Below are 25,125 nucleotides of genomic sequence, written 5' to 3' on the forward strand. Positions count from 1 at the left end.
CGACGCAATGCCTAATGCGGCATCGCGTTTGTCAGGGAGTGCAGGTTATGCGAAATCATCCGGAACATATTAAGGTTTGCATCGAGCTGTGCTGGCAATGCCGCGATACCTGTCAGGACACCTTTTATAACCATTGCCTCGATATGGGTGGTGCCCACGTTGGACATGACCATGCGCTGGTCATGAATGACTGCATTCAAGCTTGCCAGACGGCAGCGGATTTCATGACGCGGAACTCTGAACATTATCTCGCTGAATGTGCGGCCTGCGCGGAAATATGTGAGGCTTGCGCAGAGTCTTGCGATGCGTTCGACTGCGATGAAATGAAGCGGTGCGCGGCTATGTGTCGCCGGTGCGCACAATCCTGTCGTGACATGAGCCAAATGCCACAAATAGCTTTGCCCCACGGCCAAATGGTCACCCAATGAAGATCGCAACGTCTCTGTTGGCCCTCTCAGGAGCCTGTCTTTTAACGGCCTGCGGTGAAACAGCAAAAATACCACTGTCCGAAGGCTTTGGCCCCAATCCAAAATTGCCTGCGCCAAACAAGACGCTTCTTCCGACGGTAAAGGTGGCCGATGCGGTGGGCTGGCCAGATGGCGGAAAGCCCATAGCCGCACCGGGCCTGTCCGTCGACGCCTTTGCCCGCGGTCTGGATCACCCGCGATGGATATACGTTCTGCCGAACGGCGACGTGCTTGTTGCCGAAACCAACGCGCCGCCGAAGCCGGACGATGCAAAAGGCATCAAGGGGTTCTTCATGAAGGCCATCATGAAGAAGGCGGGTGCGGGACCGCAGAGTCCCAATAAGATTTTGCTGCTTCGCGATGGTGATGGAGACGGTAAAGCCGAGTTGCAGACTGTGTTGTTGAACGGTTTGAACTCGCCGTTTGGCATGGCGCTGATCGGGGATCAGCTCTATATCGCCAATACGGACGCCGTCGTAAGGTTCCCTTACCATAGCGGAGATACGCAAATTACCGCGCCGGCCACTAAGGTCGTGGACCTACCCGCCGGCACAATCAACCATCATTGGACCAAAAACATTCTTGCCAGCCCAGATGGGCACAAGCTGTACGTCACGGTTGGATCGAATAGCAACGTGGCTGAAAACGGCATTCCCGCCGAGACGGAACGGGCAAATATTCTGGAAGTTGACTTAACGACCGGCCAAAAGCGGATATTTGCCTCCGGTCTGCGCAATCCCAATGGCATGGCCTGGCAACCACAGTCCGGCGCCCTGTGGACGGTCGTCAACGAGCGCGATGAGATTGGCAGCGACCTCGTGCCCGACTATATGACATCCGTGAAGGACGGCGCCTTTTATGGCTGGCCATATAGCTATTACGGGCAAAATGTCGATGTCCGTGTGAAACCGCAGGACCCCAAAAAGGTCGCCAGCGCAATCAAACCAGACTACGCTCTCGGGCCGCATACCGCATCGCTCGGCTTGACCTTCAACACCGGCAAACTAATGCCACCAAAGTATGCCGATGGGGCGTTTGTCGGTCAACATGGATCGTGGAATCGGAATCCCCCGAGCGGATACTCGGTTATTTTCGTGCCGTTTTCAGGCGGAATGCCGTCTGGCGCACCTGAAGATATTCTCACGGGATTTTTGAAGGATGCAAAAGCGCAAGGCCGGCCTGTCGGTGTAGCAATTGATGGCAAGGGGGCGCTGTTGGTGGCCGATGACGTTGGAAATGTCATATGGCGCGTGACACCTTCGCGTTGACGCAATCAGTAGTATCGGGGCGATTGTGGACGTATCCCGATCCGATTCAGGCAGATCAGGATACGCTTTAAGGCTTATGAGCGGCGGTAGGCCTGATCGCCTTCCTGATTGTCGCTGTTGACGCGTTCTTCGGTGCCGTCGACATACAGGTTTATCGAGCCATCAGCAGCGGTTTCAACGCGATTTACGATTGCCGGGCCACCGAAACGATCGCGCATGTTTTCGTCATTGATATGGTGTTCCGGCTGAGGCGTATCGAGGAAACGGAAGTCGTTCGACAGGTAGATTTCCTCGCCGGTATTGTTGTCGAAAATATGGTACGTGATGTCGGCCATGTCTGTGCTCCTTGAATAGCATCCAGTCTGCCATAGCGCGGTATAAAAAGAAGATACGGAACTTGCCGGCAGCGAAGATGTATCGCCGTCATCTAAGCCATACAATTACGAGGTGTACAGCGGACAAAATGCCGCGGAGAGGCAAACGACGAAGTCAGGCCTTGCTGAGACCCAGATATTCCAGCCCGAGGCGGCTGGCTTCGGTTTTAAGCCCCCTTTGGGCAGCGGCGAAACCAGGCGCACCGCCGCCATCGCTATTGTAGAGGATGGCGACGGTCAGTTTCTGTTCGGTGAAACTGCGTAGATGGCCAGTAAACCCGTTGATGCGGCCGCCATGTGAAGCCAGTTTGAGATTGTTCATCGAGCCTAGGCCCTGGCCCAATCCGTATTCCATCGGGTCATTGCCGCGCCGTTCATAGGCTGGCGTTCCGTTTTTCAGGAGTGTCGGCGTCAGCATGGCGCGCAAGCTTTGTGGCTTAAGCACCTTGCCCTCCAGAAGGGCGTGGTGCCAGAGCGACAGGTCTTCTGTTGTTGATCGGATTGCGCCTGCGCCTCCGGCGAAGCTGGCCGACACGGGCAGGACGGTGTCGAACTTGGTCGGCGCCTTATAGTTTGGGCGGTAGCCGTTGCAAACCGATGCGACGGTGCAGGTCTTGTCGATGCTGGTCTGGGTTAGCCCGGCCGGCGTGAACAATCGTTTGAAGACAAAATCAGCGAACGTCATGCCGGATAGTTTTTCAACGACGATGCCGAGTATAGTGAAGGCGCTATTGCTGTATAGCCAGGTCGCACCGGGCTGTGCACGGTAAAGCGGTTGGCGGGCGCTGATGATCTTGACCAGTTCATCGGTCGTATAGTCGCGTGTCTGGGCCCGGGTCAGGACGTCCATCGACTGACCGTTGATATAGTCGCCCATACCGGAGGTATGGCTGAGGAGCTGACGAAGGGTAATATCAGCGGCGCGCGGGAAATCCGGCATGAATTTCGACAGCGGATCATCGAGCGTCAGCAGGCCGTCCTCCGCCAGAAGCAGGATGGATGCGGCGGTGAACTGCTTGGTGATCGAGGCAATGCGGAATTCAGTCTGGGGCGTAACAGCCGTGCTGCTGTCAACATTGGCCAGCCCAAAGCCCTTTGAATATAGAAGCGCACCCGCATGCATAACGCTCAGCGACAGACCAGGGGTCAGCTTTTTGTCCACCATGGCTTGGCCAAGGGCGTCAAGCGACGGCCACGACTGCGTCGGCGCGGCCAGCTTTTTAACGACAGGCGCCGCAGCGGTGGCGGCGACTTCGACAGTCTTGACGAGTTGTGGGGCAACTGCGTTTCCGGCCAGGCCGGCCAACAGCAGTCCGAGAGTCGAGCGGCGTGTCAAAAGCGCCGGATTTGCGTGCGATGCGGTCATAAGCTTACAAACCAAACCTAATTCCGTGAGTGCTGGCCCGCCGTCCTGCACCAACCGAAGTAAAAAATCGATGGCGAATCCCCGCCGCGATGGGGGAGAACTTAATCTAAATCCTCAATGGTTTCCAAATCGTTTTGGTAAATAACAAATTTATTACGCTCATATTTTTGTGAGTTCTGACCGCTCAGCATCGACCTTTCCCTAATAAAAATGGCTTTCATGGCGATTGACTTATTCCGCGAGGGCGATAAATTGGCCGCGGTAATAATTTAGAAGAATCCCGCATAGGATTGGCGATACTGAATAATCGTGGATATTCGACGACGGGCCTTTATTGCGGTTGTTTAAATTTAGGCTTTTTAGTAGGTCGCGTTGATCGCAATTTAGAGACATTGATTACGGGAAACAAACAGGACTTCGCTTAAAATAGAATGCAGGCCTGTACGATATGCTCGGAAAGACATCCGGATATATTGTAAATAAGCTGCGTTTTAGCGTGTCAAAAATCGTCTCCCGACGGGGGCATGACAGCAGGCGGGCCACAAAAAGGGGAATGCTGGATGAAGCATCTGCACATGAAAACGCTTCTACTAACAACATGCATGTCGTTACTGGCATTTTCACCCAGCATGGCCGACACGGGCCTGGATGAAAACGGCCATCTCTTGCAGGTGTATGAGCCAGTGACCGCGGGCATATCATTTGTACGCCTTGACGATGGCGTTCAGATTTTGCACGACGGCATCACCAAGAATATCATTTTTTACGGGCCGGAAACGGTTCGTGTAAATGCGAACCTGGGCAAAAATTACTGGACAGCGCCCAGTATTGTTATTGTCGATAAGCCCCAACCCGTCGCTTTTGATATTAAGGAAACGCCGCTTGAGCTGATTATCGTCTCGGCAAAGCTCACAATCGTCGTCGATAAAAGCTCAGGCGCCCTGACTTTCAAGGACGCTGCGGGCAAGGTCTATACCCGCGAGCGCGCGAAGGCGCCGGAAACGCTGAAGCTGGTCGATATATCAGGCGCGCCGACCTATGAGGCGCAAAATACCTTCACCCTGAAACCCGATGAAGGCATATTCGGGTTCGGTTTCATTGATGAGGGTGAGCTCAACCGCCGCAACAAGGATATCCTGCTCGTCCAGACGAATACAGGGATTGTGATTCCGGTCATGGTCTCCTCTGAGAAATATGGCATTCTCTGGGACACCTATTCCAAGATGACGTTCAAGGATGACGCGAAAGGCGCGACCCTATGGGCCGAAAGTGCACCGGGCGGCGTCGACTATTATTTCATGGGCGGGCGAAGCATTGATGATGTGGTGAAGTCATATCGCCACCTGACGGGCGAAGCGCCGATGTACCCCAAACAGGCCTTCGGCTTGTTCATGAGCAAGGAACGCTACAAAACCCAGGCGCGCCTTCTTGAGGTCGCCCGCACATTTCGCGAAAAGCAGTTTCCGCTCGATTACATCGTGCAGGACTGGCAATACTGGGGCAGCGACGCTGATGGTACATGGAGCGGCATGATCTGGAATAAGGAGCGGTATCCCGATCCGGAAGGCATGATCAAGACGCTGCATGACGAACATTTGAAATTGATGATTTCAATCTGGCCGTCTGTCGGAAACGATACAGAACTGGCGCATGAGCTTGATGCCCACAATCTGCGCTTTGAGCCGCTGCACTGGATTTCAAAAAAGGCCCGGATTTATGACGCGTACAGTCCGCTCGGCAGGCAAATCTATTTCAAATATATCAAGAAAGGTTTGCTTGATAAGGGCGTTGATGCGCTGTGGATGGACGGCACGGAGGTAGAAGTCGGCACAGCCGCGTGGAACCCCGACGACAATATTCGCGACATCAAGAGTCTCGGCACCAACGCGCTTGGTGATTTCTCCCGATACCTCAATCCTTATACCCTGATGACGACGCAAGGCACCTATGACGGTCAGCGCGCCACCAGTGACAAACGTGTGTTTACCTTGACGCGTTCGGCCTGGGCTGGAGCGCAACGCACGGGCGCCGCGTCTTGGTCGGGGGATATTTTCGCGAACTGGAAGACGTTCGGCGAGCAGATCAATGGTGGTGTCAATGTGACAATTACCGGCAATCCCTATTGGTCTCAGGATACGGGCGGGTTCTTCGTAACGGAATATCCTGGCGGGGAGCAAAACCCGGCCTATCGCGAACTCTTCGCCCGTTGGTTTCAGTTCGGTGCCTTCAACCCCATCTTCCGGGTTCATGGAACCAGTATTGAGCGCGAGCCCTATATTTTCAAAGATCTGGATCCGGAAATGTATGGTTCCCTGGTGAAGAGCGTCAACCTGCGCTACCGGCTGCTGCCCTACATCTATAGTCTCAGTTGGAAAATCACTTCTGATGGCTATACCCTGATGCGCGCCGTCCCCATGGATTTCCCTGCCGATAAGGCGACCTACGCCATCAATGACGCCTTCATGTTCGGGCCGTCCTTACTGGTGCATCCGGTTACCCGGCCAATGTATCATGTCCAGAACCCGCCGGCCGAAACCATACCGGCTCAGTTTTTGACGAACGATGCTGGGCGGGCGGGGCTGGACGGCCAATATTTCGCGGGCGAAAACTTCGAAACCGCCAAAGGGAAAACAATAGATGCGACCATCGATCTGAAATGGCCGGGGCCACCTTTGGCGCAACCGCCGGCCGGGCTTGACAGTGTTGAGCACTTCTCCGCGCGCTGGGAAGGCGACCTCATTGCCCCAGAAGATGGGGAATATGAGCTTGGCTTGGAAGGCGATGATGGCTTTCGCCTTTTCGTCAAGGGCGAGAAGATCGTAGAAGACTGGAATACGGGCGCCAAGCGGTACCGGAGTGCAAAGGTCACGCTGACAAAAGGCGAGAAAGTTCCGGTTAAAATAGAGTATTTTCAAGGGACGGCTGAACGTGGTTTGCGATTTGCCTGGCGAACGCCGAGCCAGATTCATGCCTTAGCCGCTGCTTACAAAGGCATTGACCTCAAAATGGCGACCTATCTGCCGGCGGGGGCAGGGTGGTATGACTTCTATACCAATGCCCGGTTGAACGGCGGACAAACAGTTGTCCGCGAAGCGCCTCTGGATATCATCCCGCTATATGTGCGGGCCGGTTCGATCATCCCTATGGGACCCGTGCAGCAATACGCGACGGAAAAGCCCGATGCTCCGTATGAAATTCGCGTATATCCCGGCGCTGACGCAAAGTTCACCCTCTATGAGGATGATAACGAGACATATAAATACGAAAAGGGCCAGTACGCCACCTACGATCTTGTCTGGAATGACAAGGCGCAAACCTTGTCAATCGGCGCCCGTAAAGGCACCTATCCGGGTCTTGTGACCACGCGCACACTGAATGTCGTGATCGCCAAACCTGGCCACGCAACCGGGGGCGAAATGGGTGTGGCAACGAAGACCGTCGTCTATACGGGAAAGCCTGTAACCTTGAGCTTTAAGCAGTAACCAGGCGCGGCCTGCTTGAGGGGCCTGAAGGCAGAACGGTGAACGCATCCAGCTGGCCATACCCCCCCCTGTGCCTTGGCCAACCAATCGTTTACAGCGGCGACGTCTTTAGAAGCGAAGACATTGATCGTGCATGACCTGTGCAATATCTATTCTAATTTGTACGGAAACACCTGTTGGAAAAAGTGTGATCGGCCATGAAAATTCCTGCCTTCTCTATCTTGCCTCTATGTGCGGGGCTGATCTCCTTGGTGCTTATGGCGTCTACGGTACAGGCGCGCCAAGTCAGGGTCGTGAGCCCAGACGGTAAGGTTTCAGCTTTCGTCAATGACGATGGCGGTGCCTTAACCTATCGCGTCACGGCCGATGGCAAGCCGGTTTTAGACTCATCACCCATAGGCCTGCGTTCGAATGGGCGCGACTTGGGTAAGGCGGTGTCTATCAAGTCGTTTCGCCGCGGCAAAATAGATGAACGTTATGCCATCTTTGGTGGCAAAGCCTGGGCCAGCAATAAGGCGAATACAGCGACCATTTCTTTGGCATCGAACGGCGAGACGATAGAGGCAGATGTTCATGTGGCCAATGATGGCGTTGCCGTGCGGCTTAGACTGCCGGCATTGCCGGGACGAAGTGTAGATGCCGACCTATCGGGTTGGAACCTGGCCGGTGGCAATCCGCGACTCTGGGCGACCGAATTCCTGCCCGATTACGAGAATGTCTATGCAGCGACGACATTAGATAAATTGGGCAACAAAAACTATGGTCTGCCCCTGACAGCAAAGGTCAATGGGCTGTGGGTCACGTTGAGCGAGGCCGCTGTTGTCGATTATGGCGACAGCTCCATCCATTTAAATGACGGTACGCTGGTGACGAGCCTCTATGCCGACCCTCAAGGCTGGCATACGGACGAGGCGGTGGTTCAGCCGTGGCGTGTCACCATAGTTGCGCGCGATTTGACGGGGCTTGTGAACACGACCTTGGTCCAGAACCTCAATCCGCCGCCGTCAAAAGCACTGGCAGGGGCAAAATGGATACGTCCAGGACGTTCGTCGTGGCAGTGGCTGGCTATTGGGGACCCGCTGGAAGGCGATCAAAAGCAATGGGTTGATTGGACACATCAGCTTGGTTTCGAGTATTATCTGATCGACGATGGCTGGGCGAAGTGGCAGCAGCCTTGGCAGTCTCTCACCGATACAGTCGCCTATGCTCGCACGCAAGGGGTTGGTATTTGGGTTTGGGTTCACAGCAACGACGTGGCGACGCCGGCGGCGCGGCAGGCTTTGTTCCGTCGGTTTGCTGATATTGGTGTTGTGGGCGTCAAGGTCGATTTTCCGCAGGGCGCCAACAGAGAATGGACAAACTGGTATATTGACACAGCCAAAGAGGCTGCGGCTGACCATTTGATGGTCGATTTTCACGGCGCTGCTAAACCGTCAGGCACGGAGCGGACATGGCCTAATGTTTTGACCCGTGAGGGGGTGCGCGGGCATGAATGGCATATTACGCGCTATAACCGCAAACTGCCGTCCGAACACGACACGATCCTGCCCTTTACGCGCTATGTTGTGGGCCCCGGGGACTATACGCCTACGGTGTTTGAGCCCAAGGAGCTTCAAGGAAATAGCTGGGCGCATGAACTGGCCCAGATGGTCATTTTCACCTCGCCCTATCTGTCTATGGGCGGGCATCCGGAGACCTATTTGTCCAACCCGGGTCTGGACGTATTAAAAGCGGTCCCCGCCATTTGGGATCAGACGCTTGTTTTGGATGGCAGCGAGCCGGGCAAGGCCGTCATAATGGCCCGCCGTAGCGGGAACGATTGGTACATCGCTGCCATTAATAATGGCGAGGCGCGTGACGTAACAGTGAAGCTGAGTTTCCTGCAAAAAGGCCCTTGGCAATTGGTTGAACTTAGCGATAGTCAAGACAAGCCCGATGCCTATAACCGTCACTCTAAACCCGTGACGCCTGATCAATCTATCACCTTGAATATGCGCGCACGCGGCGGCTTTGTGGCGCGTCTTCAAATAAGATAGCCGGGCAAAGCCATTAGAATTACCGACTCACCCGGACGTCCTGGCCAATCAACCCAAAAGAGACGACGGGGCCGGAGAGATCAAGTGTTCTACGGTGGCGCACGTAACGCCAGGCATCATGGCAAGTCGCCCCACCAAGGATCGCGCCTCTTTGGGCTTGATGCCTGTCACCCTTAGCTTGTGGTGCATAGCGCCACCTGTGCGCGATCGGCTCATCCCGTCGAGTTTCGCGCCGATATGGGAGATGGCCGTTAGCGCTGCGACCGCAATATCCGTTTGGTCGCCCGTCAGGTAAAAGCAATGGGTGAGGACGCAGCCGGGAAATTCGCTGTCAAAATTATCATCCGCCGCGTGAAGGAGGGAGGGCGCATTCATGCTTCAAGCCTTAAGCTTCAAGGTCTCGAAAGGGAGGCAAGTGTAGATCCCATTTCGTTGCCGACGATCGGCCGCATCGCCCTAAGGCTGCCACCTTGCCTGGGAGGGCAGGTTGGCGTTGGGGTGGACCCAACTCTTGATGCAAAAGCGGTATAGCCTAGCCCGGCACCTTGCTCAAGACGTTTTGGGGGTAAGGAAGCGCGTAAAGCACGCCAGTCTTATACCGCCCGATCGGAAAGCGTCTAAGGCATACAGCGACATGAGAGCTGGCGGGAAACGTGGCTGCGCGCTATTCGACGTCGTGACAGCGCCTCTGCACGCAACTTCGCAGTCAAGCCCGAACCCATCCCGGCTGATTTATGTCCCGTATCTCCTTTGGCGGGGCAAGGCGGGGCTTTGCCTTGCAGATAAACAAACCTGCGGCAGCCTGCCACAACCGTCCTCTGGCAATCCGTATCGCGAACGCCCCTTCACGATTGATGGCCTTACGGGAATGAAAATATCTTCGATCCAGGCCCTGATGAACCAAATTTACATGAAATGGCCTTACCAATTTCACCCTTTTGTAAATTCTAATAATAAATAAATCTAATAAAAACAGATATATAGATGTAAGTATTACGTCTCTGTTGTAAATCTGCTACGTTTCCCTCCATTTTGGCCTGACCACATTGACGTTTTTCTAATTCGGGCATACGACAGAAATGTGAGCGGTAACAGACTCACCGTTTCGCTCCATCGAAACGAATAAAACGGTACTGTGACAGTGCCATATAGCCAGGAGGAAACATTATGAATTTGGGACATCGGCGTAGCTGCGCCATCCGTTCGGCGCTTTTGTGCGCCACAATGCTAGGGGGGATAGGCGTCACTGCCGTTCACGCCCAAACGACGCCTGCGCCCGCTGCGGATAACAGTACCGTCGTCGTCGTCACGGGATATCGTGCCTCTCTACGCAGTGCCACCAAAGCAAAGAAAGATTCCACCAACTTTGGTGAAACCATCTTCTCGGAGGATCTCGGCAAATTCCCAGATCTCAATCTTGCTGAGTCCATGCAGCGCGTACCGGGCATGGTCGTGCAACGCGACGCGTTCACCGGTGACGGCGCTCAGATTTCCGTTCGCGCCCTGCCATCGGCCTTCACAATGGTCACCATGGATGGCAACCGCGTTGCCGTCGCATCGGATTTCGGCTTTACGGGTTCCTCTTCGCCCAACCGCCAAGTTGATCTCGACATGTTCCCGACCGGGCTGTTCAATCGGGTTGATGTCGCGAAGACGCCTAGTGCTGATGCTCTGGAAGGAGGGATCGCGGGGACTGTCAATATTCAGAATGCGCGCCCATTCGACCGCAAGGGTGAACATATCGTTCTGGCGGCGCAAGGCAGTTACAGCGTCAATGCCCGTGCGGTTTCGCCACGCATTACGGCTGTGTATTCCAAAACCTGGGACAAATTCGGCGTTCTTGTCGGATACACCCAATCCGACAAACATATCTTTTCGGATGGATTTGAAACCCTGGGATGGGGCGATCCAAATCTGAGCAATTTCTGCACAGGCTGCGACCCCAACGCCCAGTTTCCGGGCAACGGCGCGGTCATCAATCCGCAAGGATCGAACCAATTCCGCTTCAGCGACACGATCTATGGCTATACAGGCAACGGCCTGACGCCCGGCACTCTGAACGAAGCCGGCCTTATGGCGCTGAACCCTGGCCTGAGCGAGACGCAAATCAAAGGGGCGGTCATTCCGCGCCTTGGCCGCGATTACTTCCTCGACGGCACAGGCAAGAACAAGGTGGGCTCTATCGCCCTCGAATACAGGCCATCTGAAAGCCTGCGCTTCAACCTGGATATCCTGGGTGGCGGCGCGGAACGGACGGCCGAACGTTCGGACATGATGTGGGCGGTTCGGAATACGGGGCCTGGTGACGACTACAATGGGGGTATGATACCCATTGGACTGAAGGTGGATTCCAACAACGTTGTTACCGCCGGTACATTTGCCAATTCGACATTCTTTGAAGAAACCAACTTCTATCGCGACAAAACGGCCTTCTACAGCATTAACGGCGGTATGGTCTGGCAGATTGCGGACGGCTTTAAACTCGATGGCAACCTTGCTTACATGCGATCCACTTATGAACGCGGCGTGACCTTCCTCAAGTTCCGCACGCCGTTCCAGTCGAACGTTACGGCAACTTACGCCAATGTGTCCGGCAATGACATGCCGACGATCACGCCCAATGTCGATCTCAATAATCCGAACCTCGGCTGGCGCACCTTCGCGGGCCAGATCAATATGCAGCTTGATAAGCGAAATGTCGAAACCAAGTCAGCTCACCTGAATCTGACGAAGGACTGGGGCGACTGGACATTCAAGACGGGGGGGGCGTACGATACCTATACCCGACACATCAATATCCAGGATAAGTCGGCTGCCCTGACGACCGCGTTCACGACGGCGATTCCGGATTCGGCCTTGCCTAACTACCTGAAAACCATGAAGTCGCCGTTATACCGCGACGGCGTTTCGGGAGCAGGCTTCAACAAGTTCGTTACGCCAGACTTTGACAAGATCGCCGGCGCCATAAACTATGATAAGCTGATCAACTCCCCCGGTAACGTGGCCGTTGGTAATTCCTACAACGGCGCCGGTGCCAGTAATATCGACGAAAAAATTGGCGGCGCCTATGTCATGGCCTCCAACCGGACAACCATCGGTGGCATCGCGATCAAATCGAACTTCGGTCTACGTTATCAGACGACCGACCAGACGATTACCTCACCGTCGAATATCAACAACCAGATCGTCAGCATCACCACGGAACGCAAGTATCAGGACTATCTGCCATCCTTCAACGCAGTGGCCGCGGTTACGGACCATCTGAACCTGCGTATTGCGGCGTCGAAGACAATGACCCGTGCCAACCCGTCGCAAATGAGTTCGCAACTGGGCTTTAGCGATCCGGGCGCCCAAAACGCCAGCCAAGGAAATCCGGCACTGAAACCCTATTATTCGAACAACCTCGATATCGGTGGGGAATACTACACGGGCGCTACGGGCTATGTTGGCCTGACCTTCTATAAGAAGGACATAACCAACTTCACCGTGAACAAGACGGTCGTGGTCCCATTCAGCTCGATCGGCATTCCGTATTCGTCTCTGGGGACAACACAACAAAACGCGATGGCCGTCGCAATCGGCAGAACGTCGGCGGACGTACTGGCAAACCCGTCACTGGTGGACAATAATCCCATCAATCTGTCGACGACTGTCAACTTGGCGACGACATCGAAGCTGACTGGGCAGGAGTTCATGTGGGTTCAGCCGCTCGACAATCTGGTTGAGGGATTGGGCTACACGTTCAACTACACGCACTTTGGCAAGTCGACCTTGCTGAGCATCCCGAACGCCACCTATAACTTCACCGGTTACTACGAGCGTGGTGGGTTCTCCGCGCATATCAGCTACGTCAATGTCGGTAAGATGAAGATTGGCTTCCTGCCGTCCGCCAACAGCATCCCCTACGATATGTATCAGACCGCGCGTCACCAGATAGACCTGTCGGCAGCCTACAAGTTCAAAGCCTTTGGTATCGAGCAGAGCATTACACTCGATGCTACCAATTTGGACAACCAAGGTTTCCGAAGCTATATGGGTTACGACAACCTGCCATATGGCTTCAATAATCCCGGTCAAACCGTGATTTTAGGCTGGCGCGCCCAGTACTAACACGTTTCCGGAGTCTCTATAATACGCAATCACTGGCCCGAGACCTCGGTCTCGGGCCTTTTGCGTCCTGGGTCGCCAACGAATGCTACCCTACTATTTCGAAATTTTGGGCAGTGGCATCGCTGATGAGATATTAAGGTCACCGACTTTGACTAAAAAGCTGGACTGACCAATTTACCAATATATGGTACAGCGCATCTTTAGCACTTCAAACGACGCCGCCGGCCAGGTTAAGGGTGAGATGATAAATTCGAGTAACTCCTCACGCTTGTATCGCCGTGTCGCCGATGAATTGGCAAACGCCATTCGGGCAGGGAACTATCTGCCCGGAGAAAAGTTTCCTGGAGAACGGGAGCTTGCCGAAAAATTTGGTGTGAGCCGGCCGACCATCCGCGAGGCCATGATAGCCTTGGAAATCTATGGTGTGGTCGAAATTCGCCATGGATCGGGTATCTACGTCGCTCAACCCCAGGCGCAACCGGAGCCAACGGAAAGCACCAGCGGGCCGCAGGACCTGAACGTTGGCGCATTCGAACTCATTGAAGCGCGTATAATCATCGAAAGTGGCACCGCCGCTGTGGCCGCCGCTGTCATTACGCCTGAGGATATCGCCTATCTTGAGGACTGCGTGAAGCGGATGGCCGTGGAAGACGAAGACGAAGCGGAGGAGGCCGATTACCAGTTCCATGCGCGCATCGCAGCTGTAACGAATAATGGGCCGCTTATAGACGTCGTAGAAAGCCTGTGGCAGTTGCGTACGAGCTCGCTTTTGGCGTCAAATATCATGCAACAGGCACGCGGCGGCGGGATTCCGGCGCGCCTGGCCGAACATGGTGACATTTTGGATGCGCTAAGTCGTAACGATCCGATTGGAGCCAAAGCCGCTATGCAGAAACATCTTGAAAATGTTCGCCAATACCTGCTGGACGCGACCGAAATCGAAGAGATGGAATCGTTGCGCAATCGCCAAATAGCTGCGCGAGCGGCGATGACCGTGCGTAGCGTGTACTAGCGTCGCCTGCTTATGTTGAGCGGTCTGGATTGGCTGTCCGAAGGCAACGCGGCGCGTTGGGGTAAAGTTTCCTACTCGCTTTGAGCTTTCGGGCGGACCTGCCGCTTTCGCAAGAGCCTCATAAAGATCAACCCGTTCGTCGGACAAAATGCCGCGAATGGCGCACATCGGTGGTTACAACGGGTCGCGCACATACATTCAGAAAATTGGTCTGACCAGTTAAATTAGTGGTAAGGCCGGATGGGGTGTGGTATCCCATGGGTTGCGGCGGATACACGGACCTAAGCCCTAAGTCGTTGCTTTCAATCACTATCAATAAAGCGCCCGGACTAAACGGGTCATTTACAGTGAGGCTCTCCATGACGCACACGCGACGGCTATTTCTCCTTTCGACGGTAGCCGCTAGCGCGACGGCTGTCGTGCCTGTGCAGGGATACGCGTCACCGAGGCGGGCAGGGGGTGATACAGCGACCGGCGTGTTGGGGATTTCGATTGTCGATAGCGCCGCGTCCCATGGCGCGTTTCCATTGGTGGTAAAGGGTACGGCCGCCGCCCTATGGTGCGACGCCGCTGACTTCGCGGGCGTCCGTCGGGCAGTGTCGGACCTGCAAAGGGATGTCGACAGCGTAACAGGCGTGACCCCGGACTTGGCGATGGCACTGGCCGGCAAGCGTGTTGTTTTCATTGGAACAATTGGTAAGAGCCAGATCATCGACCACCTCATCGCCACGAACAAACTGGACGCGATCGACCTGAAGGGCAAATGGGAAAGCTTTGTTATCACGGTTGTCCGCAACCCGGTGCCCGGGGTGGATCAGGCGCTCGTCATCGCAGGTAGCGATAAGCGCGGTACGATCTATGGCATCTATGAACTATCAGAACAGCTTGGAGTGTCGCCCTGGTATTGGTGGGCCGATGTGCCGCCAAAGACCCGGCCTGCGGCCTACGTCAAGGCAGGGCGGTACGCCTCCGGTGAGCCCGTCGTGAAATATCGCGGTATCTTCATCAATGATGAAGCTCCGTGCATGACCCGATGGACGATCGAGAAATACGGCGGCTTCAACAGTAAGATGTACACCCACATGTTCGAGCTGCTACTTCGCCTCAGGGCCAATTACCTTTGGCCTGCTATGTGGGATTCCGCTTTCAACGAAGACGACCCCGAAAATCCGCGGCTGGCCGACGAATACGGGATCGTCATGGGCACATCGCACCACGAACCCATGGTCCGGTCTCAGAAAGAGTGGACGCGCAAACACGAAAAATACGGGAATGGAGAGTGGGACTACGCCACCAATGCGGAGGGGCTCAAGACATTCTGGGCGGAAGGCATTCGCCGGAATAAGGCTTATGAAAACGTGGTCACGATAGGTATGCGTGGTGACGGCGATGTCGCCAAACCATCGGCGGGGGGCGTGCAGGCGGACGTGCGGCAGCTCGAAACCATTATGGCGGCGCAACGCGAGATACTGAAGACGCAACTGAATGTCGATCCCGACCAGGTGCCGCAGCTTTGGGCGCTTTTTACTGAGGTACAAAAGCTCTATGACGCTGGCGTCAAAGTGCCCGATGATGTCACCTTGCTCTTCACGGATGACAACGTCGGCAACCTGCGTCGATTGCCGACAGAGGCCGAACGTAAGCGTAAGGGCGGGTCCGGTATCTATTACCACCTCGATATGCACGGGGGGCCCTATGCCTATCAATGGATCAACACCAATCCGTTCCCCAAGATTTGGGAACAGATGACGTCGGCAAATGAGCACGGGGCCAACCACATATGGATTGCCAATGTCGGCGATCTCAAGCCTCTGGAACTACCGATAGAATTTTTTATTCGCCTGGCCTGGAATCCGCGAGCGATCGGTCGCGACGCGATCAACGAGTACACTCGACGATGGACGGCACGCGATTTCGGGGACGCGCGCGCCACAGAGATTGCCGATATCGTCACGCTTTACACGAAATATAACGGTTGGCGTAAGCCGGAAATGGTCGTGCCGGATACCTATAGCTTTGCGCACTATCAGGAGGCCGATCGCGTCGAAAAAGCTTGGGACGATGTAACAGCGCGGGCGGAAGCCGTCTATAAGGCGCTTCCAGACAATCAAAAGGATGCGTTCTTCCAATTGGTTTTGCATCCGACGAAGGCTTCGGGCATCGTCACCAAGATGAATATCGCCGCCGGCCGAAGCCAGTTTTACGCTCGCCAGGGGCGGGCAAGCACCAATGCCGCGGCCGCTCGGGCGCGCGATCTTTTCCGCCAGGATCGGGAACTGAGCGATTATTACAATCACGTTCTGGCCGGCGGCAAATGGAACCATATGATGGACCAGACACACCTCGGCCAATACACATGGCAGCCGCCGCGCGTGGATATGTTGCCACCCGTCTCGGAAGTCCTTATCCACGATACGGCCGATTTCGGGGTGGCCATTGAGGGAGATCCCAGCGCCTGGCCCGATCACTATGGCGACGCGATCTTGCCGGTGTTCGATTCCCTCAATCCCGGGCGGTCTTATATCGATGTTTTTGCCCAAGGCAGTCTGGCGCCGGAATTCAAGATATCCGCAGACGCATCGTGGGTACGCCTTACGGAAGACAAGACGCCCGATGCCGATCGCCGCTTCTGGGTGGAGGTTGACTGGTCGCAGTTGCCGCCGGGTGAAAGCAAAGCCGTCGTATCGATCGCCGGCGACCGACCTGTGTCGGATGCGAAGCCGGCGAACGTCGAGGTGCACGTTCGCGCGCTCAAGGCCTCGGATCAGATTCTCGGCGATGCTAAAGGCCGGTACGCCAGCTTGTCCGATCCGATTGCGATTGCCGGATCCGGCGCCACGAAGCTGGTGCCCACGAAGGATGCGGCTTGGGTTGCTATTCCAAATTACGGACGCGGGGATGCTGCGATGGGCATCGTGCCCATAACGGCGCGGAGTGTCTTGCCGCCGGCGACCGGCCCCAAAATGCTGTATGCCGTCTACCTCCCGCAGCCTGGCACCTATCATGTGCAACTCATCCTTGGGCCAACCATGGATTCGTCGCCAGATCATGGTGTGCGGATCGGAGCGGCGTTTGATGACGCGCCCATACAGATCCTCGATCTATTCGAAGATCGCCAGGCTCAAACCTTCTTGGGAGACGGCTGGGTTCAGGCTGCCAAAGATAATGTCCGCGTCGTTACATCGACGCATGTCATTGAGACGGCTGGCAAACATGACTTCACGCTTACCATGGTAGACGCCAATGTCATCGTGCAAAAGCTGATTATCTATCAGGATAAACTCCCCGCAAGCTACTTCGGTCCGCCGGAAAATAGGTTAGTGTAGAGGCTCGTCGCGGGCATCATCGAGACTGAAATCGAACCTGTGACCTGATGGTTACAAGACAGATGCTCTACCATCTGGGCATGCCGTCATTCCGCAGGTGCGCCCATTACCGCCGCCACGACACAGATTGCAGCCAAACTTCCAAACCCGATCCGGGCCGCCAGGCTTCCGACATTGGTCTTCAAGGAGACCCATAGCGCCAGAATGGCCTGCATGGCATAGAAGATGGCAAACGCGCGCGAAGACAGGGCGACGACCTGGAACGGGTCGGTCAGCCAAACCACGGCGATCGCCAGTGCACTGGAGGTTATGAAGGCCAAACTGATGCCGAGTTTCCCCCGCGAGACTTCGATGAGCAGCCCCCCTGAACCGATGGAATCGGCAATAGCCGCGCTTAGCTGGCTGGAGACGGCGCCAACGAGAACAAAGATGCCGAGCAAAGGCGCGACAAAGGTCATAATGTCCAGAATGCCCGCCACACCTTCCGCATGCGAGGCGCGCTCAAGAAACGGGGTGAGGCAGAGTAGGAAGGCCATGTAGATGGCTGAAGATAACCACTGAGCATATCGCATCGTTTTAACACGGGTGACCTGATCATAACTCGCTCCCATATATCGGGAGGTTTCAAAACCCTGGACGGTAATCAACAAGCCAAGCAGCAGTGGCAAGCCGGACCAACTCAGCTTCATTGGGGGCGTGTCGGTCTGGATCGCCAAATGGGTGATCCACCAAACTGCTAGACCTGCCAGCAACCCGGCGATTATGCCGAGCTTTAGCGATACGGTGGCATGTGCCGCGTGTTCGATTTTCTTGATACTGCCAGAAAAGGTCAAGGCCGTCAGAGCGATGATAATCAACGTTACGAGCAGGTTTGAGGTGAGGATATGCAGATTGTCAGGAACGTTGAACGGCTTCATGGCGAATTCGGCCAGCAGCTTTAAGTAATAGGCTACTGACACCGCGTAGGCGATAGCCAGCATCGTCTGGGCTGCACGCATGAACCAGGCCATGGGCGCATGCAGGTTCAGTTGCGGGCCAATGTTTTCAATGTGGACGATATTGAAACGGATTACGGCACCAACGGCGTAAGCCAACAAAAGCAGAAGAGCCATGGCGATGGCGGCGGCCGATCCGAACTCTTTGGCAAGGAGCGGGCCGCAAATCAAAAATCCACTACCGATGATCGAAGCCAGGGGTGTGACAGTTGCGCGCCAAGTCTCAGTGCGAGTGAAACGACCGAAAGATAACAATGCGGTGACGATGAGGGTCACAATGACGGCACTGATGGCGACAATCATAGACTAAAACCAAACAGGATTGGTGATGTAAAACGAGCAGGCTTCGTCATAGTCGATCTCCGGTTACTGTGTGACTGGGCATGAAACGGGGACAAGTTTGCCCGGCCTGTCATTAGTTTATGGCAATACGAGCATCATCGGTTTGCGTGCGTGCACGAAACCATCGTTCGAGCCGCTCAGTGTCCTGACGGGATAGTCGCCGTGGCGATTTGGCGATCAGCACAGGCACCTTAGCCGACGGTTCCGGTTCAGCTTGCGAACTCACCGAGCTCACTGCCGCTTCGGTTTCCGGTGCTTGGGGGGGCGCAATCCGGACGCCTTCACCGATGACGATATCTGTCAGCGCCGGAAACTGCGCTTTTAATTCAGATGCAAGTTGATTCGACTGGTCACTCCAGACGACTTGTTGCTGAAGCTGCGCAATCTGCTGGTCCTTGGCAACGACGACCTCCAGCTCTTTGCTGGATAGCTCTTTCATGATGCCCTCACGCAAGACGTTGACATCGAGATTTGCGTCGCCCGATTGGTGTACTGTCAGGATCGCGCCGGGTAGCCCTTTCGGCGACAGATGGGTTTTGATTTCTTCTATAGTCTTGGTTTTTAACCTGTCGCCAATCAGCGTCACCTCGATGTGTTTATTTTTAGGAGTAATGCCAATTTCGATAACGTGCGACTTGGGAAAGGCAAATTCGCTGCGGACGAACTGTGTCGCCTTGTTATGAAAGACCTCATTGCCAACCAGGCGATAGGCGAGATAAACGCTGGGCAGGGCCGTCAGTAGAACAACCGCCATCAAAGCGCGTTTTACCCGTTCCTCGATTTTGGGATCGACGAATTTCTTGTGCGGCGGATTAAGAAAGCCAACCACAACAACGGCAGCGACGGCAATATAGACGCAATTGATCGAGAACAGATAAATGGCGCCTAGAAAATAACCCCAGTTGCCATGTGCGAGGCCATAACCGGCCGTGCAAAGCGGTGGCATCAGGGCCGTCGCAATTGCTACGCCCGGAATGACATTCGACTTCTCCTTGCGCGTGACGCCGATAATGCCGGCAAATCCGCCAAACAGAGCGATGAGCACATCCCAGATTGTCGGCGAGGTTCGGGCAAGAAGCTCTGAGTGCGCCTCGGTCAACGGCGTCACGGCGAAATAAAGGGTCGACGTAATCAGACTTATGACGGCAGCGATGCCGAGATTGAGGAAGGAGCGTCGGATAAAGGCAAAATCATAAATGGCTATTCCGTAGCCGATACCCATGATGGGCCCCATCAGCGGGGAAATAAGCATGGCGCCGATAATTACAGCGGTCGAATTGACGTTCAGGCCGATAGACGCAATGAAAATGGCAAAGATCAAAATCCATGGGGTAGCGCCGCGCAATTCGATGCCATTGCGCAGGCTTTCGTCAATCATCCCATCCTCGGCCTTGTCATCTAGCAGGCTGAAGCGCGCCAACAGGCTGTGCCATAAAACCGAGGCGGCGTTTGGCTGTGGGCTTTTCGAGCTATTGCCCATCATGACCTCCGGAAACCAATATCCCATCACTATCAGGAGATTCCCCCAATAAATACCCAAATTCGTCGTTGCGCATGCTATCGCAGGCTTTGGCGCCGTTGACGGAGTGCCTACGACGCAGACGCTTTATGGGATGGCCTGAGCACATGACCTGGGAATTCGGCCTAACTCTGTTTACAATTTCAGCCCTGTTCATTGGTTTCATCCGGCAGGTCGCAGAGGTCGAATTGCTCGCTCTTGTTGCGGTAGCCGTCCTGCTGGCGGGTGGTGTTCTGACGATTGCCGACGTGCTGAGCGTATTCAGCAACCCGGCGGCAATGACCGTTGCCACCATGTTCATCCTGAGCGCCGCGTTGGATAAGACAGGGGTGATCGACCTTCTCGGCAAGCTCGTTCTCAATGCGGCCGACCGAAACACTGGTTTGGCCCTAGGCGGCCTACTGCTGGCGGTGTTTTTTGGCTCGTTTTTTATCAACAACACATCCGTTGTCCTGATTATGATTCCGATCATGATCCGGTTGGCGCAAAGACTTAAGCTGGCGTCCTCCAAGCTGCTCCTGCCGTTGTCCTATGTCGCGATTTTAGGGGGGGCCTGTACCCTGATCGGGACTTCGACAAGTCTGCTAGTCGATGGCGTCGCCCAGGATATGGGCTTCAAACCATTTGGCATGTTCGATATCCTTGTGCCGGGATTGTCCCTGGCGGCGGCCGGCGGACTTTATATGGCCGCCATTGGCCACAGGCTCCTGCCCAATCGCCAGTCTCTTAGTGACGCACTGGGCGACAAGGTTGAGCGGCGCTACATGTCGCAAATTCTTATTGAACGAGACTCCCCATTGATCGGCAAGACGGTTGTGGAAACCGGGCTGTCTAAAAGTGATGAAGTTGAAATCCTCCAGCATATTCCAGCTAACGATCAAGCGTCCTCTCTGGTGAACTTACTGAGATATCTCGACGTCTCGCGTGTTTTCAAGAAAGACCCAGGCGCGAAAAGGGACCATGACGGCGTAACGTCTAAAGCAGCTTTGAGAGAAGGTGATCGTTTGGTGATCCTGTCAGATCAGCGCAACATTCTGACCGCAGACAAAAACAAAAAAGTTGCCTCGCTATCGGGAGACTTTATCACAGCGGCCAACATCACCATGGAAGGTATCATCGCACCCGGATCGACCCTGGTTGGGCAACTGATTGACGGGTTCAATCGTGAAAACGCCTACAAGGTTCAAATTTTGGCTGTTCATCGCGTCAACGGAAAGATCAACACAGACTTCAGTTCTGTAAAGGTCTCGGTTGGCGATACTGTACTGATTAAAGGCGAGACGCGTGCACTGGCCAGTCTGATTGAAAACGGTGAGGTGAACAGCCTCAACGCGCCCGAACACGAACCGTTCAACCGGCGGCATGCCCCCATTGCGATATTTGCCCTTTTCATGGCGGTTGGCCTGGCGACCTTGAATCTGGTGCCAATCGCAGCGGGTGCGTTTCTGGCTGCGGTTCTGGTCATGGCGAGCCGGAGTCTAAAGGTAACCGACGCCTACAAGGCGCTGCAGGGCAGCGTCTTGCTTCTGATCTACGCGATGCTTGCCATCAGTATCGCCATGCAAAAATCAGGCGCCCTTAATCTTCTCGTAGGCGGCATTATGGAAGTCATCCATGGTGCGCATCCCATTCTCGTCATTTCATGCCTCTATCTGGCGACTTCATGCATCACAGAAGTATTCAGCAATAACGCTGCCGCCGTCATGCTGACGCCTATTGCGCTAGGGCTGGCGCAAAGCCTGGGCTTGGCGGCGGCACCGTTTGAGGCGGCCATCATGCTAGGGGCGAGTGCTTCCTTCGCCACGCCGGTCGGATACCAGACCAATACGCTTGTCTTCAACGCAGGTGGCTACCGGTTCTCGGACTTCCTGAAAATAGGCGTACCGTTGAACCTTATCCTTTGGGCGGTCGCCTCTATCGTCATTCCGCTGTATTGGAATATCCCATGGAACTGATCAAAGTCATTGCGGATTACAACCTATCCAAATTTACACTAAGCTGCTTGTTGGGCGTCTTTATTGTTGTCCTCGCCTTTGTTCTGACTGGAGTCATTTGGTGGCGTGTTGCTTCACCTTTGGAGAAACATGGGCGGCGGACAGGCTTACGGCTGGGTTGGTACGGCGCCGGCTGGTGATGATTCCGTAGTTGAAAACGCGGATGGCGAACTCGCGGACCCGTCTGGCGGACTCGTGCTTTCCACGGCGCTCCATGCGTTTGAGGATCGTCAGAATTTCAAAAGGCTCGATTTCCGGGAGTAGACGCCGGCCCAGATCCGGTTTAGCTTCGTCGTAAGCCACCTCGTCTTTGCCATGGTCGCAGGCGAGCGACCACCTGTATCAGATCTACGAATTTGTCGCAGATGGTTTCGAATGTGCCCGCTGCGGCGATCGCGGCTTAGAGTGCCATGCGATTCTTCTCGTCCCCAGGGTCGATATTGTTGGCCAGAATCTTTCTGGCCTAGTCGCGTTTGCCATGCGCGTCTTTCAGGGTGACGTCCGGATATTGGCCCAGTGACAGAATTTTGTCGAACCCGGCAAAGCGATACTTCAGGCGCCACAGTTTGCTGCCGGACGGGTTGAAAAGGAGATAAAGTCCACCTGCGTCGTAAAGTTTGCTATTTTTCTTTTGCGGACGGGCGTTTCCGACAGCGGAACCAGTAAGACTCATTTTGGAGGGCTCGGCCAATTGGGAGTTTCTTCGAGCCCCCCAAAAGACCCCTAAATGGCTCAAGAAGTGCTCGGAAGCCATCGGGTGTCAGCGGACGTCACTCCGCCAAAGTGTCAGAATTTAAGGGAAATTCAATTTTTCCCGGACGTTACCGGAGGGGGCGCTGGTGCCGGCTACAGGAATCGAACCCGTGACCTGATGTTTACAAAACAACTGCTCTACCATCTGAGCTAAGCCGGCACATAGCGGAAGGGCGTTATGCCGAGGCTATGGCGGCTTGTCCATATCTGTAACGCGTGGAATGCGGATTTTTTTGCCCTTTTGCACATCATGCCTATATTTCGCGAGGCAAATTGGTTTAAGACCACGGCCTTCTCACCATTAGAGAGCGAAAATATCCATGTCCCGCATCCTGATCACCTCCGCGCTTCCCTATATCAACGGCATTAAACACCTCGGCAACCTGGCCGGGTCGATGTTGCCCGCCGATGTCTTCGCGCGGTTCCAAAGGGCGCGGGGCCATGAGGTGCTCTATATCTGCGCCACCGACGAACACGGCACGCCGGCCGAACTGGCCGCGGCCAAGGCCGGTCAGGACGTGCGGACCTATTGCGACGAGCAGCACCAGATCCAGAAGGATGCCGGGGAAAAATTCGGCCTGTCCTATGACTGGTTTGGCCGGTCGTCTTCGCCGGAAAACCGTGAACTGACGCAGATGTTCTGCGAAGCGCTCGACCGCAACGGGCTGATCGAGGAGCGCGTCGATAAGATGGTTTTTTCCATCGATGACGGCCGCTTCCTGCCAGACCGCTATGTCGAAGGCACCTGTCCGCATTGTGGTTATGAAAAGGCGCGTGGTGATCAGTGCGACAATTGCGGGCGTCTGCTTGACCCGACCGACCTGATCAATCCTTATTCGGCTGTCTCCGGCTCGCGTAATCTTGAGGTGCGCGACACGCGCCACCTGTATCTATTGCAGACCAAGGTCGAAGGTCAGCTCCGTGACTGGATCGCCACCAAATCGGAATGGCCGCAACTGGCGCTGTCGATCGCCAACAAGCACCTGGAAGAGGGCCTGATCGATCGCGGCATCACGCGCGATCTCAAATGGGGCATCCCGGTCACCAAGGACGGCAAGCCGCGTCCTGGGTTCGAGGATAAGGTGTTTTATGTCTGGTTCGATGCGCCCATCGAATATATCGGTTCGACGCGCGAAATGTATAACGCGAAGAACGATCCAGACGGTTGGCAAAAATGGTGGCGCCTCGACAAAGGCGCCGACGATGTGCGCTATGTCGAATTCATGGGCAAGGACAATGTCGCTTTCCATACGGTGAGCTTCCCGGCCACCATCCTGGGGTCCGGTGAGCCGTGGAAGATGGTCGATACGCTGAAGGCCTTCAACTGGCTGAACTGGTACGGCGGAAAATTTTCGACATCAATGAACCGCGGTGTGTTCATGGATCAGGCCCTGGAGTTGCTGCCGGCCGACTACTGGCGCTGGTATCTGATCGCCAATGCGCCTGAGAGTTCCGACTCGTCTTTCACCTGGGAACAGTTCCAGGCGACGATCAACAAGGACCTGGCTGACGTTCTGGGCAATTTCGTCAATCGCATCCTGAAGTTCACCGAGTCGAAGTTTGGCGGCGTCGTGCCGGCCGGTGGCCAGGCAGGGCCGCTCGAAGACAAGCTCTATGCCGATGTTTCGGCCCTATTGACCGAAGCGACCGAAGCGCTCGAGGCAATGGAAATGCGCAAGGCCGCGCAGGCTGTTCGCCGTATCTGGGTGCTCGGAAACGAATACCTTCAGGAAGCGGCGCCATGGACGGCTTTCAAGACGGATGTGGAACGCGCAGGCGTCATCGTGCGACACGGCCTGAATTTGGTGCGGTTGTACGCGGTTCTGGCCCAGCCGATCATCCCCTTCGCGGCGCAATCGATCGCGGACTGCGTCGGTGTGAGGCTGCCGCTTGCCTGGCCATCGGCCGATGCGCGCGTCGAGCTGTCTAAACTTGAAGCGGGGCAGGGCGTCCAATCGGGCGAGGTTCTGTTCAAGAAGATTGACGATGACATGGTGGCGGAGTGGACGGCGCGTTTCGGTGGCAGCGAGACCTAACCTTACCGAAGCTTCATAAAGTTACGAAGAATTCAGTAGGTGGCC

At 55.2% G+C, this 25,125-nt stretch carries 16 protein-coding genes, 1 tRNA gene and 1 riboswitch; of the genes, 8 read left to right on the forward strand and 9 right to left on the reverse strand.

What is annotated here, in order from left to right:
* Positions 1 to 11: 11 nt before the first annotated feature.
* Entirely contained in the window at positions 12 to 413 is a 402-nt protein-coding gene (locus AEAC466_RS44475) for a hypothetical protein (RefSeq protein WP_155913639.1), read from the reverse strand.
* Positions 414 to 424: 11 nt separating this feature from the next.
* On the opposite strand from AEAC466_RS44475, the gene AEAC466_RS34410 reads away from it, so the two are divergent.
* Complete coding sequence (locus tag AEAC466_RS34410) at positions 425 to 1,735, forward strand: PQQ-dependent sugar dehydrogenase (RefSeq protein ID WP_023458397.1); 1,311 nt, start codon at positions 425 to 427, stop codon at positions 1,733 to 1,735.
* A gap of 74 nt (positions 1,736 to 1,809) precedes the next feature.
* Here AEAC466_RS34410 and AEAC466_RS34415 read toward each other — a convergent pair whose 3' ends face one another.
* Together AEAC466_RS34415 and AEAC466_RS34420 are read right to left on the reverse strand one after the other, a co-directional pair.
* Complete coding sequence (locus tag AEAC466_RS34415) at positions 1,810 to 2,070, reverse strand: hypothetical protein (RefSeq protein ID WP_023458398.1); 261 nt, start codon at positions 2,068 to 2,070, stop codon at positions 1,810 to 1,812.
* A 154-nt stretch (positions 2,071 to 2,224) separates the two neighbouring features.
* Positions 2,225 to 3,475, reverse strand: a complete 1,251-nt coding sequence (locus tag AEAC466_RS34420; protein ID WP_023458399.1) for a serine hydrolase domain-containing protein — start codon at positions 3,473 to 3,475, stop codon at positions 2,225 to 2,227.
* Between the two features lie 602 nt (positions 3,476 to 4,077).
* Between AEAC466_RS34420 and AEAC466_RS34425 the strand changes: the two genes are divergently transcribed.
* Both AEAC466_RS34425 and AEAC466_RS34430 read left to right on the forward strand, forming a co-directional pair.
* Positions 4,078 to 6,957 (forward strand): glycoside hydrolase family 31 protein, encoded by a 2,880-nt coding sequence (locus AEAC466_RS34425; protein ID WP_023458400.1) that lies wholly within the window; start codon positions 4,078 to 4,080, stop codon positions 6,955 to 6,957.
* 197 nt (positions 6,958 to 7,154) lie between these two features.
* Positions 7,155 to 8,993 carry a glycoside hydrolase family 97 protein gene (locus AEAC466_RS34430; RefSeq protein WP_235074269.1) on the forward strand — a complete coding sequence of 613 codons (1,839 nt, stop codon included), beginning with the start codon at positions 7,155 to 7,157 and terminating at the stop codon, positions 8,991 to 8,993.
* A 48-nt stretch (positions 8,994 to 9,041) separates the two neighbouring features.
* Here AEAC466_RS34430 and AEAC466_RS34435 read toward each other — a convergent pair whose 3' ends face one another.
* Positions 9,042 to 9,368: a hypothetical protein gene (locus AEAC466_RS34435; RefSeq protein ID WP_023458402.1), complete on the reverse strand. Its 327-nt coding sequence runs from the start codon at positions 9,366 to 9,368 to the stop codon at positions 9,042 to 9,044.
* Between the two features lie 43 nt (positions 9,369 to 9,411).
* Positions 9,412 to 9,516, reverse strand: a riboswitch (SAM-I-IV-variant riboswitch).
* A gap of 644 nt (positions 9,517 to 10,160) precedes the next feature.
* On the opposite strand from AEAC466_RS34435, the gene AEAC466_RS34440 reads away from it, so the two are divergent.
* The 3 genes from AEAC466_RS34440 (at position 10,161) to AEAC466_RS34450 (ending at position 17,441) form a co-directional block, all read left to right on the forward strand.
* A complete protein-coding gene (locus AEAC466_RS34440; protein ID WP_023458403.1) occupies positions 10,161 to 13,103 on the forward strand; it encodes a TonB-dependent receptor in 2,943 nt (980 codons plus the stop codon).
* Positions 13,104 to 13,287: 184 nt separating this feature from the next.
* Positions 13,288 to 14,115 carry a FadR/GntR family transcriptional regulator gene (locus AEAC466_RS34445; protein WP_023458404.1) on the forward strand — a complete coding sequence of 276 codons (828 nt, stop codon included), beginning with the start codon at positions 13,288 to 13,290 and terminating at the stop codon, positions 14,113 to 14,115.
* A 359-nt stretch (positions 14,116 to 14,474) separates the two neighbouring features.
* Positions 14,475 to 17,441: a glycosyl hydrolase 115 family protein gene (locus AEAC466_RS34450; protein ID WP_031238852.1), complete on the forward strand. Its 2,967-nt coding sequence runs from the start codon at positions 14,475 to 14,477 to the stop codon at positions 17,439 to 17,441.
* 86 nt (positions 17,442 to 17,527) lie between these two features.
* On the opposite strand, the gene AEAC466_RS34455 is transcribed toward AEAC466_RS34450, so the two are convergent.
* Positions 17,528 to 18,739, reverse strand: coding sequence for a hypothetical protein (locus AEAC466_RS34455; RefSeq protein ID WP_023458406.1), 1,212 nt, complete (start codon positions 18,737 to 18,739; stop codon positions 17,528 to 17,530).
* A gap of 112 nt (positions 18,740 to 18,851) precedes the next feature.
* Complete coding sequence (locus tag AEAC466_RS34460) at positions 18,852 to 20,198, reverse strand: DUF389 domain-containing protein (RefSeq protein ID WP_162148952.1); 1,347 nt, start codon at positions 20,196 to 20,198, stop codon at positions 18,852 to 18,854.
* Between the two features lie 206 nt (positions 20,199 to 20,404).
* Here AEAC466_RS34460 and AEAC466_RS34465 point away from each other — a divergent pair, with 206 nt between their 5' ends.
* On the forward strand, positions 20,405 to 22,252 hold the full coding sequence (locus AEAC466_RS34465; protein WP_023458408.1) for an SLC13 family permease: 1,848 nt from the start codon (positions 20,405 to 20,407) through the stop codon (positions 22,250 to 22,252).
* Between the two features lie 93 nt (positions 22,253 to 22,345).
* Here AEAC466_RS34465 and AEAC466_RS43755 read toward each other — a convergent pair whose 3' ends face one another.
* The 3 genes from AEAC466_RS43755 to AEAC466_RS34475 form a co-directional block, all read right to left on the reverse strand.
* On the reverse strand, positions 22,346 to 22,594 hold the full coding sequence (locus tag AEAC466_RS43755) for a phage integrase central domain-containing protein (protein ID WP_023458409.1): 249 nt from the start codon (positions 22,592 to 22,594) through the stop codon (positions 22,346 to 22,348).
* Positions 22,595 to 22,754: 160 nt separating this feature from the next.
* Entirely contained in the window at positions 22,755 to 22,964 is a 210-nt protein-coding gene (locus AEAC466_RS43760; RefSeq protein ID WP_023458410.1) for an Arm DNA-binding domain-containing protein, read from the reverse strand.
* A 164-nt stretch (positions 22,965 to 23,128) separates the two neighbouring features.
* Positions 23,129 to 23,204, reverse strand: a tRNA-Thr gene (locus AEAC466_RS34475).
* A 160-nt stretch (positions 23,205 to 23,364) separates the two neighbouring features.
* On the opposite strand from AEAC466_RS34475, the gene metG reads away from it, so the two are divergent.
* Entirely contained in the window at positions 23,365 to 25,080 is a 1,716-nt protein-coding gene (gene metG, locus AEAC466_RS34480) for a methionine--tRNA ligase (protein ID WP_023458411.1), read from the forward strand.
* The last annotated feature ends 45 nt before the right edge of the window (positions 25,081 to 25,125 follow it).

It is taken from the genome of Asticcacaulis sp. AC466, assembly GCF_000495815.1.
Classification (GTDB): Bacteria; Pseudomonadota; Alphaproteobacteria; order Caulobacterales; family Caulobacteraceae; genus Asticcacaulis.

Bases quoted from the DNA above. Each gene is read 5' to 3' on its own strand.
- AEAC466_RS34410 (WP_023458397.1), top strand. From the start codon at position 425: ATGAAGATCGCAACGTCTCTGTTGGCCCTCTCAGGAGCCTGTCTTTTA.
- AEAC466_RS34415 (WP_023458398.1), bottom strand. From the start codon at position 2,070: ATGGCCGACATCACGTACCATATTTTCGACAACAATACCGGCGAGGAA.
- AEAC466_RS34420 (WP_023458399.1), bottom strand. From the start codon at position 3,475: ATGACCGCATCGCACGCAAATCCGGCGCTTTTGACACGCCGCTCGACT.
- AEAC466_RS34425 (WP_023458400.1), top strand. From the start codon at position 4,078: ATGTCGTTACTGGCATTTTCACCCAGCATGGCCGACACGGGCCTGGAT.
- AEAC466_RS34430 (WP_235074269.1), top strand. From the start codon at position 7,155: ATGAAAATTCCTGCCTTCTCTATCTTGCCTCTATGTGCGGGGCTGATC.
- AEAC466_RS34435 (WP_023458402.1), bottom strand. From the start codon at position 9,368: ATGAATGCGCCCTCCCTCCTTCACGCGGCGGATGATAATTTTGACAGC.
- AEAC466_RS34440 (WP_023458403.1), top strand. From the start codon at position 10,161: ATGAATTTGGGACATCGGCGTAGCTGCGCCATCCGTTCGGCGCTTTTG.
- AEAC466_RS34445 (WP_023458404.1), top strand. From the start codon at position 13,288: ATGGTACAGCGCATCTTTAGCACTTCAAACGACGCCGCCGGCCAGGTT.
- AEAC466_RS34450 (WP_031238852.1), top strand. From the start codon at position 14,475: ATGACGCACACGCGACGGCTATTTCTCCTTTCGACGGTAGCCGCTAGC.
- AEAC466_RS34455 (WP_023458406.1), bottom strand. From the start codon at position 18,739: ATGATTGTCGCCATCAGTGCCGTCATTGTGACCCTCATCGTCACCGCA.
- AEAC466_RS34465 (WP_023458408.1), top strand. From the start codon at position 20,405: ATGACCTGGGAATTCGGCCTAACTCTGTTTACAATTTCAGCCCTGTTC.
- AEAC466_RS43760 (WP_023458410.1), bottom strand. From the start codon at position 22,964: ATGAGTCTTACTGGTTCCGCTGTCGGAAACGCCCGTCCGCAAAAGAAA.
- metG (WP_023458411.1), top strand. From the start codon at position 23,365: ATGTCCCGCATCCTGATCACCTCCGCGCTTCCCTATATCAACGGCATT.